The sequence below is a fragment of the Roseateles sp. P5_D6 genome (assembly GCF_054049415.1).
On sequence record NZ_JBFUMK010000010.1, the window covers coordinates 230,522 to 242,383 of the forward strand.

The 11,862-nt window shown below is 69.9% G+C and carries 11 protein-coding genes; 6 read left to right on the forward strand and 5 right to left on the reverse strand.

Annotated elements, in window-relative coordinates; all coding sequences use genetic code 11:
• Positions 1–92: 92 nt before the first annotated feature.
• Entirely contained in the window at positions 93–1,058 is a 966-nt protein-coding gene (gene coxB / locus ACXJKM_RS15870; protein WP_457353569.1) for a cytochrome c oxidase subunit II, read from the forward strand.
• Positions 1,055–3,658 (forward strand): cbb3-type cytochrome c oxidase subunit I, encoded by a 2,604-nt coding sequence (locus ACXJKM_RS15875; protein ID WP_457353571.1) that lies wholly within the window; start codon positions 1,055–1,057, stop codon positions 3,656–3,658. Before coxB ends, ACXJKM_RS15875 begins: the two co-directional genes overlap by 4 nt.
• Position 3,659: 1 nt before the next feature.
• Here the strand turns inward: ACXJKM_RS15875 and ACXJKM_RS15880 are convergent, their stop codons facing one another.
• The gene (locus ACXJKM_RS15880; protein ID WP_457353573.1) at positions 3,660–4,670 is read right to left on the reverse strand and encodes an NADP-dependent oxidoreductase; all 1,011 of its coding nucleotides are present in this window, start codon (positions 4,668–4,670) and stop codon (positions 3,660–3,662) included.
• Positions 4,667–5,902, reverse strand: coding sequence for an MFS transporter (locus ACXJKM_RS15885; protein ID WP_457353574.1), 1,236 nt, complete (start codon positions 5,900–5,902; stop codon positions 4,667–4,669). Before ACXJKM_RS15885 ends, ACXJKM_RS15880 begins: the two co-directional genes overlap by 4 nt.
• A gap of 76 nt (positions 5,903–5,978) precedes the next feature.
• On the opposite strand from ACXJKM_RS15885, the gene ACXJKM_RS15890 reads away from it, so the two are divergent.
• Positions 5,979–6,947 (forward strand): AraC family transcriptional regulator, encoded by a 969-nt coding sequence (locus ACXJKM_RS15890; RefSeq protein ID WP_056191348.1) that lies wholly within the window; start codon positions 5,979–5,981, stop codon positions 6,945–6,947.
• 21 nt (positions 6,948–6,968) lie between these two features.
• On the opposite strand, the gene sodC is transcribed toward ACXJKM_RS15890, so the two are convergent.
• Positions 6,969–7,505, reverse strand: coding sequence for a superoxide dismutase [Cu-Zn] SodC (gene sodC, locus ACXJKM_RS15895; RefSeq protein WP_457353577.1), 537 nt, complete (start codon positions 7,503–7,505; stop codon positions 6,969–6,971).
• 35 nt (positions 7,506–7,540) lie between these two features.
• Positions 7,541–8,164: a hypothetical protein gene (locus ACXJKM_RS15900; RefSeq protein ID WP_457353579.1), complete on the reverse strand. Its 624-nt coding sequence runs from the start codon at positions 8,162–8,164 to the stop codon at positions 7,541–7,543.
• 157 nt (positions 8,165–8,321) lie between these two features.
• Here ACXJKM_RS15900 and ACXJKM_RS15905 point away from each other — a divergent pair, with 157 nt between their 5' ends.
• On the forward strand, positions 8,322–8,639 hold the full coding sequence (locus tag ACXJKM_RS15905) for a helix-turn-helix domain-containing protein (RefSeq protein WP_457353581.1): 318 nt from the start codon (positions 8,322–8,324) through the stop codon (positions 8,637–8,639).
• 13 nt (positions 8,640–8,652) lie between these two features.
• Here ACXJKM_RS15905 and ACXJKM_RS15910 read toward each other — a convergent pair whose 3' ends face one another.
• Complete coding sequence (locus ACXJKM_RS15910; RefSeq protein ID WP_457353583.1) at positions 8,653–9,444, reverse strand: PEP-CTERM sorting domain-containing protein; 792 nt, start codon at positions 9,442–9,444, stop codon at positions 8,653–8,655.
• A 192-nt stretch (positions 9,445–9,636) separates the two neighbouring features.
• Here ACXJKM_RS15910 and ACXJKM_RS15915 point away from each other — a divergent pair, with 192 nt between their 5' ends.
• On the forward strand, positions 9,637–10,890 hold the full coding sequence (locus ACXJKM_RS15915; protein ID WP_457353584.1) for a cation:proton antiporter: 1,254 nt from the start codon (positions 9,637–9,639) through the stop codon (positions 10,888–10,890).
• An 87-nt stretch (positions 10,891–10,977) separates the two neighbouring features.
• Positions 10,978–11,442 (forward strand): hypothetical protein, encoded by a 465-nt coding sequence (locus tag ACXJKM_RS15920; RefSeq protein ID WP_457353586.1) that lies wholly within the window; start codon positions 10,978–10,980, stop codon positions 11,440–11,442.
• The last annotated feature ends 420 nt before the right edge of the window (positions 11,443–11,862 follow it).

The window sequence follows — 11,862 nt, forward strand, 5'->3', positions numbered from 1 at the left end:
CGTTGCGAACCTAGGTCGGGGAAGAGCCCCGACCGTCGGCTCGCGCCTAGCGCTGCACCCCTTGCAGCCCCGGCGCGGGGGAGATTCATAGGATGACAGGCCCTAACCTCGCTGAGGCCTTGAGCGGCTGGCCGCCGCCGGTGCTCGATCCGCACGGGCCGTTCTCCAACTCGGTCACGACGCTGGCCTGGGTGCTGATCGCGCTCGTCACATTGATCTTTCTGGGCGTCTGCGCGGCGATGTGGGTGGCGCTGTATGGCAGCGATGAGCTGCGCGCCAGGCTCGGCGGCGAGCGCGTCGTCAAGTGGTTCGGTCTGATCATCCCGGCCGGCGTGCTGTTGCTGCTGCTGGCCTGGGGCCTCACGCTGGTCGCGGGCATGTCCACCATCAAGGGCGACGAGCTGCGCATGCGTGTGTCCGGCAACATCTACTGGTGGCGCGTGTCCTACCTCGATGCGGCGGGCCGCGAGATGCTGGCCGATGCCAACGAGCTGCACATCCCGGTGGGCCGCCCGGTCGTCGTCGACATGGTCTCGGAGGATGTCATCCACAGCTTCTGGGTGCCCAAGCTGGGCGGCAAGATGGACATGATCCCGGGCCGCACCAACCGGCTGAAGCTGCAGGCCGACAAGGCGGGCGTCTATGGCGGGCAATGCGCCGAGTTCTGCGGCGGCGCGCATGCGCTGATGGGCTTCGTCGTCGTCGCGCATGAGGCGGCGGACTGGCAGCGGTGGCTGGATTCACGCCTGAAGCCGGCCCCTGAGAGCAACGTCAGCGTCGAGGCGCTGCGCGGCAAGCAGCTCTTCAACGAGGTCGGCTGCGCGGCCTGCCACCGTGTCGCCGGCACCTCGGCGCAAGGCGTGTCGGGCCCTGACCTGACCTTCGTCGGCTCGCGCCAGTCGCTGGGCGCCGGCATCCTGCCGAACACGCGCGGCACGCTGATCGGCTGGATCGGCGACAGCCAGTCCATCAAGCCGAACAACCGCATGCCCGCCTACCGCTCGTTGAAGGCCGACGAGTTGAACGCACTCGCCAGCTACATGGAGTCGTTGAAATGACGTTGCCCGCCAGCCCCGGCGTGGAAGGCGCCGTCCGCGATGCCGCAGCCGAGCCGTCCGAGACCGGTTTCGATACGCGGCTCTACGCGCGTTTCCCGACCCAGGGCGGCCGGCCCGCGGGCGAGCTCGAGGCGCTGGAGAAGACCTGGGAAACGCCGACCGGCTGGCGCGCGTTCAGCGCCGTCAACAACAACTTCATCGGCTTCCTGTTCATCGCCACGGCCTTCGGCTTCTTCATTGCGGCCGGCATCCTGTCGCTGGTGATGCGCGTGCAGCTGGCCGCGCCGCTGGCCGGCGTGGTGCCGCAGGAGACCTACAACCAGCTGTTCACGATGCACGGCTCGGTGATGATGTTCCTGTTCGCCGTGCCGGCCGTCGAGGCCATTGCCGTGTTGCTGCTGCCGCAGATGCTGGCCGCGCGCGACCTGCCCTTCCCGCGGCTGTCGGCCTATTCGTACTGGGCCTATGCCATTGGCGGCGTGGTCTTCTTCGGCTCGGTCTTTTTCAGTCTGGCGCCGTCGGGCGGCTGGTTCATGTACCCGCCGCTGAGCTCGGGGGTCTATGCCAAGGGCATCAACGCCGACTTCTGGCTGCTGGGCATCGGCTTCATCGAGATCAGCGCGATCGCCGGCGCCATCGAACTGATCGTCGGCGTGCTGCGCACGCGCGCCCCGGGCATGACGCTGGCCAAGATGCCGGTGTACGCCTGGGCCATCCTGATCTTCGGCGTCATGATCATCCTGGCCTTTCCGGCCATGATCATGGTGACCTTCCTGCTGGAGCTGGAGCGCGCCTTCAACTGGCCGCTGTTCGACGCCACGCGCGGCGGCGACCCGCTGCTCTACCAGCACCTGTTCTGGTTCTTCGGCCACCCCGACGTCTACATCATCTTCATCCCGGCCTCGGCGATGGTGTCGACCATGGTCGTCACCGTCGCGCAGAAGAAGCTGGTCGGCCACGAGCTCGTCGTGCTGGCCATGATCGCCACCGGCTTCATCAGCTTCGGCGTGTGGGCCCATCACATGTTCACGGTCGGCATGCCCGAGCTGGCAGCGGGCTACTTCTCGGCCGCGTCGATGGCAGTGGCCGTTCCCGCGGGCGCCCAGGTGTTCGCATGGATCTGCACGCTCGCGTCTGGCCGTGTGCAGCGCAACGTGCCGTCGCTGTTCCTCGTCGGCGGCATCCTCATCTTCGTGATGGGGGGCTTGAGCGGCGTGATGGTGGGCATGGTCGCCTTCGACGGCCAGGCGCACGACACGTACTTCGTCGTCGCGCATTTCCACTACGTGCTGATCGGCGGCATGCTGTTCCCGCTGTTCGCCGGCTTCTACTACTGGACGCCGATGATCAACGGCCAGCAGTTGTCGGAGCGGCTCGGGCGCTGGGTGTTCTGGCTCAGCTTCGTCGGCGTGCACGTCTGTTTCCTGCCCATGCACCTGACCGGGTTGATGGGCATGCCGCGGCGCGTCAACACCTACCTGCCCGACCGGGCCTGGGACCTGCCGAACCTCATCTCCACCGTGGGCGCCTTCATCATGGCCGCCGGTGCGCTGTTGTTCGTCATCGACGCGGTCCGCTGCTACGTCCGCAGCGGCAGCAGCGGCAATGCCCGCAATGCGTTCCATGGGGGCACACTGGAATGGCTGTCGGCGGGCAACTACGGCGTGCGCTCCATCCCGGTGGTCAACGACCTGGAGCCGTTGTGGGCCGACCCCCAACTGGCCAACGACGCGCAAGCCGGGCGCTACTTCCTGCCGAACACGGCCACCGGCCAGCGCGAAACGCTCGTCACCAGCCCCGCGCGCGCCGAGCCGCAGTACGTGCAGATCATGCCGGGGCCGTCATGGTGGCCGCTGCTGTCGGCGCTGTTCACGGCCGGCTTCTTCCTGCTGCTGACGGTGAAGGCCATGGCCCTGAGCGCCGTCTGCGGCGTGCTGACCGTGATCTGCCTGATGCGCTGGGTGTGGAGCAACGACCGGCACCTGCCGCCGCAGCAGAGCCAGGTCGACGCTGGCGCCGGCATCCTGCTGCCGACCTATGTGGCCGGGCCGCAGGCGCACGGCTGGTGGGCCGCGGTGCTGCTCGACATCGTGCTCGGGACGATCTTCCTGATGGCGATGTTCGGCTACCTCTACCTGTACGCCGCGCATCCCGACTGGTGGCTGCTCAACGCGCCGCGCGGCGCGCTGGTTCCCGGCCTGTTGCTGCTGGGTGCGTCGGCGGCCCTTGCCTACGCTGCCCGGCCGCTGATGGCCAGGCTCAAGCGCGGCAGCGGCGCCAGCGCCGTGTTGATGAGCTTCAGCGCGGCGTGCCTGGCCGCCGCGCTGGCCGCGGACGTGCTCGACTGGTGGCACGCCGGGCTGCGCGGCGATGCCAGCGGCCAGGGCGCGACGGTCTACGCGATGCTGGCCTGGCACGGCAGCGTCGTGGCGGCCGTGATGCTGGCGGCGTTCTTCTACGCGCTGCGCTGGATGCGCGGCCTGGCACCCCGCCCAGCGAACAAGACGCTGGAGGCATTGCGCCTGCTGTTCATCTTCGCCGCGCTGGAGGGTGCCGCCGGCCTACTGCTGCCGCGCCTGCTGCCGTGGGGAGGTGCGTGAATCAAGCGACCTTCACCACCGTCTTGCCGAAGTTGCCGCCCTGCAGCAGCCGCGCCAGCGCGGCCGGTGCCTGCTCCAGCCCGTCGACGATGTCCTCGCGCAGCGTGATGCGCCCTGAATCCAGCCAGGCGCTCATCTCGCGGCGGAAGGTGTCGAAGCGTTCGCCATAGTGGTCCAGGATGATGAAACCCTGCATGCGGATGCGCTTGGCCAGCAGCGTGGCGACGAGGCCAGGCAGGCGGTCGGGGCCGGTGGGCGGCGCGGCGTCGTTGTAGTGCGAGATGAAGCCGCAGACCGGCACGCGGGCGTGCAGGTTGAGCAGCGGCAGCACGGCGCTGAACACCGCACCGCCGACGTTCTCGAAATAGACATCGATGCCCTGCGGGCAGGCCTCGGCCAACCGCGCGGCGAGGTCGGGGGCGTGGCGATCCAGGCAGGCATCGAAGCCCAGCACCTCGACGGCGTGGCGGCATTTGTCGACGCCGCCGGCAATGCCGACCACGCGGGCGCCCTTCAACTTGGCCAACTGGCCGACGACAGCGCCGACCGCACCCGTGGCCGCGGCGACGACGACGGTCTCGCCCGGCTTGGGCTGGCCGATGTCCTGCAGCCCGACATAGGCCGTGAAGCCCGGCATGCCCAGGCCACCCAGTGCGTGCGACGGTTGCGTCACGTCGCCCAGAGCCAGCAGGTCGCTGCCGTCGCTCACGGCGTATTCCTGCCAGCCAGCGTTGGCCAGCACCAGCTCGCCTTGCTTGAAGGCCCGGTGCCGTGACGCGACGACGCGGCTGACTGTGCCGCCCACCATGACGCCGCCCAGCGGCACCGGCGGTGCATAGCCGGGCCCCACCGGCGCCATCAGGTTGCGCATATACGGGTCGACTGACAGGTAGAGCGTGCGCAGCAGCACCTGGCCGTCGGCGGGTTCGGGCACGGGCTGGGTGTCGAGGTGGAAGTGCTCCGGCCCGGGCAAGCCTTGCGGGTAGGCGGCGAGAGTGAGGCGGCGGTTCATTGCGCACCTCGGGCGACGGCGCGCGGACCATGGCGCAGCGTCAGCAGCGTGCCCAGCGTCAACGCAACGACAGCAAAGGCCGGGCCGCCCAGCGCGCCAATGCGGTCCACCAGCAGGCCGCCTCCGATGGCGCCGCTGGCTATGGCGATCTGGAAAGCTGCCACCAGCAGGCCGCCGGCGCCCTCGGCCTGGTCGGGCGCGGCGCGCACGATCCAGGTCTGGAAGCCCACCGGGAAGGCGCCGAACGCAAAACCCCACAGCGTGATGGCCACGGCGGTGACGGCGGCCGATTGGCCGGCCACCAGCAGACAGGCCGCCAGCACTGCGATCAACACGCCGCCGAACACGATGGCGTGGCGCTCGCTGCGCCCGGCCAGCCAGCCGCCGGCGAAGTTGCCGAAGAAGCCGCCGATGCCATAGCCCAGCAGCACGCCCGAGATGGCGCCGACCGACAGGTGCGTGACCTGCTCCATCAGCGGCCGGATGTAGGTGAAGCCGGCAAAGTGGCCGGAGATGACCAGCAGCACCGCCAGCAGCGCCACGCGCACCGGCGGGCGGCGCAGCAGCTCGGCCAGCACACGCAGATCCGGCTTGTCGCGCGGCGGCAGGGCCGGCAGCGTGGCCGCCTGCACGGCCAGCGTGACGAGGCTGACCATACCGGCCGCGATGAAGGCGCTGCGCCAGCCCCACACGTCGCCCATCCACGCGCCGATGGGCGCGGCACAGACGGTGGCGACCGACACGCCGGTCAGGATGACCGACATGGCGCGGGCGAACAGGTTTTCGGGCACCAGGCGCATCGCCAGCGCCGCCGACATCGACCAGAAGCCACCCAGTGCGACACCGAGCATCACCCGCGCGACGAGCAGCGCTGCCAGGCTGCCGGCAGTGGCAGCCAGGAGGTTGGACAGCACCAGCAGCGCGCTCAGCGCCAGCATGACGAGGCGGCGGTCCAGCCGGCGCGTCAGCAGCGGCAGGGCGGGCGCGGCGACGGCGCCGACCAGGGCCGTGGCGGTGACGGCCTGGCCGGCTGCGCCGTCGCTGATGCCGAGGTCGGTGGCCATGGCCGTCAGCAGGCTGGCCGGCAGGAACTCGGCCATGACGAGGCCGAACACGCCCATCGTCAGCGAGGCGACGGCCGGCCAGCGGGCGGTGGTGTGGGCCGGGGCGGGCGCGGCGATGGCGCGGCCACCGGGGTCGGTGGGGCAGGCAGTGCAGGAAGAGGAAGTCACGGCGGCAAGTCCCTTTGTCAGCGAGGTCTGAATGCTAGGAATAGGCTGCCGGCGATTGAATGCCAGGAACGCCGAGATGCTTGACTTTTCGTCCAGACCCGAGGGCCGCGACACCCTGACCGAGATCCTGCTGGGCCTGCGCCTGGACGGCGTCGAGTACGGCCGCTGCATCCTGCGCGCGCCCTGGGCCGTGGCCTTCCCGGCGCAGCGCTCGGCGCGCTTTCACTTCGTTGGACACGGCGGCTGCTGGCTGCGCACCGCAGCCACCGACTGGGTGCGGCTGAACGCCGGCGACGCGGTGCTGCTGCCGCACGGCAGCTTTCACGTGCTGGCCAGCGCGCCCGACGTGCCGGCGGTGGACATCGACTCGCTGTCGCGGGTCGCCGTGTCGGAGAACATCTATTTGGTCGGCGCCGCACCCGGCTCCGCCGCCGCGGTGGTGGACGACGCCACCGACGTGATGTTCTGCGGCGCGCTGCGCTTCAACCTCGACCCGCTGCACCCCCTCATCGCGATGATGCCGCCCGTCATGCTGGCCGGCGACCTGGCGCAGAAAGACGCGACGGTGCCCGTGCTGCTGGACGCGATGGAGCGCGAGGTGGCGCTGGACCGCATCGGCGCCTGCGGCATCCTGGCGCGGCTGGCCGACGCGCTGGCCGCCAGCATCATCCGCGCCTGGGTGGAATGCGGCTGCAGCGACGCCACCGGCTGGATTGCCGCGGTGCGTTGCCCCAAGATCGGCAAGGTCGTCGCAGCCATCCACGCCGAGCCCGAACGCGACTGGAGCCTGCCCGAACTGGCCGACGTCATGGGCGCCTCACGCTCCAGTTTTGCCGACGCCTTCACGCGCACCATGGGCGAGAGCCCGGCCCGCTACGTCGCCAAGATCAAGATGTTCCAGGCCCGCCGCTGGATCGCCCAGGACGGCATGCGCGTGGCGACGGCGGCGGACCGGCTGGGCTATGAATCGGAGGCGTCGTTCAGCCGGGCGTTCAAGCGGGTGATCGGGCATGCGCCGAGTGCGGCGCGGGGGCCGTCGCCCTGAAGCACCGGCCCGGCGCCGCCCTCATTGCTCCCGCGCCCCCGACGGCGTCACGCCGCAGGCCATGCGACCCCCGCCGCCGCCCAACGGCATCGGGTGGTCGGCATGGTTGTCGCCGCCGATGTGGATCATCAGTGAGCGTGCACGCAGGTCGTCGAGCTTCAGCCGTGGCGCCAGCACGGCATGGCTGGCGCGCTCGTCGCCTTCCACCACCAGCGCGGGCAGGTCGCCCAGGTGGCCGTCGCCCCAGGGCGTGCCGTGGCGCTTGCTGCCTAGCGGGTCCAGATGGGCGCCCGCCGCCAGGCCGGGCACGGGCTGGCCATCGCGCAGGCCCGGCGCGCAGCTCGGGTTCTCGTGCACATGAAAGCCGTGGATGCCTTGCGGCAGGCCGCTCAGCGCCGGTGTGAAGACCAGGCCGTAAGCCGACTCGGTCACGATCACCTCGCCGATCGCCCGGGCCGCGCCCGTGCTGTCGATCAGGTGCATGGGCACGGTGATGGCCGCAGCCTGGGCCGCGGCGACGGGAATGGCCAGCAGTGTGGCGATGGAGAACAAGCGCATGGTGGGTCTCCCTGACAGCGGGCCGGACACCTCGTTCAGCCCTGCCCTGACAGACGTGCCGCCGGCGCCGAGGCGGACACGCGCCGCCGCCCCGCCGCGCCCAGGCCGCCCATGGCCACGGCCACCAGCGCCACGCTGGCGGGCTCGGGAATGCCGCTGACCGCCTCGACACGCAGGTCGAAGGCGCCGAAGTTGTCGCGGTAGAAGGTGTCATTGACCGAGGCGTAGATGTGGCCGGCGGTGGCCAGCGTCAGCGTCAGCATGTCGCCGATCAGGAACCAGTCGTCCGCCTGCGCGGCACTCGGGTCGGTGCCCAGGAAGGCGCCGGCGTTGAGGGTGCCGATGAGAGCGCCGATCCGGGCGTTCAGGCCGGCCCGCCCGTAGTGGTCGTCGGCGGTGTAGGACCCGTTCGGGTTGAAGCTCGCCACCAGCGGCGGGCAGGTGATGGTGGCGGCGGGCGAGCCGTCCGGCCGTATCAAGGCGCTGCCGCCCCCGCAGACGTCGACCGTGCCGGAACCCATCAGCGTGTAGCTGCCGGCGGCGAACAGGCCGAAGTCGGTCAGCCCGCCCGCCGACGAGACGGGGGCGGCCTGGGCCAGGGGCAGGAAGGCGGCGCAGGCCAGGGCGAGCGCGAGGCGGCGATAGAGAGAGCGTTGCATGGGTCCTCCGACGGGGTCGGGCCGGCGCACAGCGCACCGGTCCTGCTCTTCCAGACGGGCTGCCGGGCACAAAGCGGACAAGGGATGTGCGGGCAGGCGAGACCTGGCCGATGCGCCTACAGGCGGGGGCGCGAGGTGCCCGTCATCGGGGCGCAAGTTGCGTTGCCCCAAGATCAGCACGGTCGTCGCTGCCATCCACGCCGAGCCCGAGCGCGAAGGGAGCCTGCCCGAGCTGGCCGACGTCATGGGCGCCTCACGCTCCAGCTTTGCCGACGCCTTCACGCGCACCGTGGGCGAGAGCCCGGCCCGCTACGTCGCCAAGATCAAGATGTTCCAGGCGCGCCGCTGGATCGCCCAGGACAGCATGCGCGTGGCCACGGCCGCCGACCGGCTGGGCTATGAATCGGAGGCATCATTCAGCCGGGCGTTCAAGCGGGTGATCGGGCATGCGCCCAGTGCGGCGCGGGCAGGCTGAAAGCGGCCTGAGGTCAACGCCAGGCGCGTGCGATTTCAGCCGTGCGACGACGCGCGATGCAGGCGATGCCCGCCAGCCCGGCCAACCACAACAGGGCCGTCTCGGGCTCCGGCACCGCCAATGCCTGTTGGGCGAATTCGAAGCTGACGGTGCCGAAGCGAGCCCCATGTGCGGCGTCGGGCGAGTACTCGTAGGCCCTGAGGTTGGCGGCGTAGATCAAGGTGCCCGGCAGCACGGCGCCATAGTCAACGGCGTCGGTGATCCGCGTGAACCCGGCGTTGTTGACCGCCGCGGTGGCGCTGTTCAGATTGGCGTAGACGATGGCGTCGAAGCTGGTCTGCGTGACCACCACGTTGCCCATCGCCACCGAGTAGCCGCTGAGGCCCATCCCAGCCGCGTTGGTGATGCTGAAGTAGGCCAGCGTCGCATCGATGTAGTTACCGGTCTTGACCGTCTGGGCAAACGGGTCGAAGCGGGAGGCCTGGCCCACGACGCCGAAGTCCATCGCCAGCGTGAAGCCGATGCTGCCGGGGCTGCTGTCGGGCGTGAAGACGATTGCCGCAGCGTCCGGCGCCAGCTTCGTGTTGCCGGCAAACGGCCCGTTGTTCCAGACCGGGTGCGAGGGCAGCTGCCGCTGGGTGAAATCGAAGTTGGAGCCTGCGATGGTGCAGTTGCCGAGCGCGAGGATCTGGTCGAACGTCGCGGTCGGGCAGACCGTGGCAGACGCGGGGGCCGACAGCACCAGCGCCAAGGCTGGCGCCAGCAGCGTGGCAAGGGGACTACGCTGGCTTGTCGCAGAGGTCATGGGGCTCTCCTGATCGTGGGTTGGAGCCGCCGATGTTGCGCGCCCGTCCGACGGCGCTCCACCCACGGATGACCCACAGTCGAGCCGGGCAAGGGTCGTCGCGCCCCTGTTGGCGGGCCGAATGAGCGCTGCGGGGTGGCCACCTAAAATTCACCGCCCCAGCGTGCCGTTCAGGCGCCGTTCAACGATCCGATGACGACCACCACCCTGCTCCTGCAACTCATCGTCATCCTCGGCGTGGCCCGCGGCTGCGGCTGGTTGCTGCGTCATCTGGGCCAGCCGCAGGTGGTGGGCGAGATGGCGGCCGGCCTCGTGCTCGGGCCGGCTGTCATGGGCTTCTACCTGCCCGACCTGCATGCCCAGCTGTTCGCCAAGCCCTTGCTGGGTGGCCTGAACGCGCTGGCCACGCTGGGCCTGGTGCTGTTCATGTTCGTCGTCGGCCTGGAGATCCGCGCGCCGGGCGGCCTGCGCTTGCAGCTGCGTGCCGCCGGCAGCGTCGGCCTGCTCAGCGTCATCGCGCCGGCCGCGCTGGCCCTGGCCATCACGCCGGCCCTCTACTCGGTTTACCCGGGCTTGGCGCCGGCGGGCGTGGGCTTCTGGCCCTTTGCGCTGTTCATGACGGCCGCCGTGTCCATCACCGCCTTCCCCGTCATGGCGCGCATCCTCAAGGACCGCGGCATGACGCAGACCCGCTTCGGCCAGCTGGCCCTGGCGGGCGCTGCGGTCGTCGACGTGTTCGCCTGGGTGCTGCTGGCCTTTGTCGTCGCCCTTGCGGGAGTGGGTGAAGGCTATGCCGGCCTGACCCGGATCGCCGCCGGCACGCTGGCCATCCTCGCCGTCCTCTATTTCGTCGTGCGACCGGTCTATGCCCGGCTGCTGGCCGCCCGGGCGCCCGATGGCGAGCCGTCGCTGGGCGTGCTGGCGGCGCTGATGCTGGGCTTGCTGGGCTGTGCCGCCGCGACCGAATGGCTGCACCTGCACGCGGTGTTCGGCGCCTTCCTGTTCGGCGCCACGCTGCCGCGCGACGACCGCCTGCTGCAGTCGCTGATGCAGCGCATCGAGCCGCTGTCCATCGTGCTGCTGATGCCGCTGTTCTTCGCGCTGGCCGGCCTGTCGACGACGCGCTCGGCCTTTGCCGGCGGCGCCCTGGGCGCCATGCTGCTGGTGGTGGGCGTGGCGACGGTCGGCAAGCTGGTGGGCGGCTGGCTGGGCGCCCGCGTGGCCGGCCTCAACGGCGCCGAGAGCATGGCCACCGGCGCGCTGATGAACGCCCGCGGCCTGATGGAGCTCATCGTCATGAAGGTCGGCCTGGACGTCGGCCTCATCGGGCCCGACATGTTCACCATCCTGCTCATCATGGCCCTGGCCACGACGGCCATGACCAGTCCGCTGATCACGTTGGCATTGCGCTACCGCAAGCGGGTCAAGGGCGCGAAGGCGGCCTGAGTCGAGCGGCGGCAAGGCGACTAACATGGCCGCCCATCTGAATCGTTAGGCGAGCGCTGGCTTCTCCGGTGCAGCCTCCCCGCCGGCATGCGCCATCACTCACTCCTGTCACCGGCTATCACGCTGGCGTCCCTGCTGCTCGGTTTGGCCGCCTGCGGGGGCGGAGGCGACAACACGGAGTCGGTCGGCTGCCCGGCGATCGTCCTGAGCGACGGGCCTGCACTCATCCTCGCTTCCGTGCAGAGCGCCGCCACGTCTGCATCCATTCCGGTGGTCATTCTGAGCGACATGACGGCCAACGGCCTGAGCTTTTCGGCGGAGCTGTATTCACCGACGCAGAGCTTGAACGTACGCACGGTCGGCAAGACGCTGGAATGCACGCTGCCTTGCGGCTTCTCGTCGGCAACGGGCGAACAGTCCTTCACCGTCTCGGCCCCCGGCTACGTGCCGCTCAAGGTGACCGCCCAAGGCTCGTACGCCTCCAGCCGCGGGATCTGCCCGCCGACGCTGACGGATGGCCATCGAATCACGGTGAAGCTGGAGCCCATCTAAGCGGCGAGCCGGGCGGCCTGTCCGCCAGATCTCCGCCTCGTCCTTTGGCGTTCGTCGCGTGCCGGTCACGGCTCCGTAGGTTGGGGGAGCCACTCGAACCCCAGCTTCGACGATGCCGCGCCCCGGCAATACCGCTCTGCCGCCGTCAGTGTTGGGGTTCACCGCGTTCACCCCATACATGGACGCCCCCGTTTGCCAAGCGCTCTTTCAGTGGTGACGGAGAGGAAAAGATTGCAGCCATACATTCGGGCTTGGAGTGCGCGCTTGGCGCTGCTGCCCCTGATGGAATTCGCTGACCGGCGCCTCTATCAACCTATCGCGCTACTTGCGCCTTGGGGTGAGCGGGATTTGCCGGCCACGGTCTGACCTGTTCTGCCATCACGTCTTGATCGCCTGTGCAATCGCTGGAAGGCTGTCGGG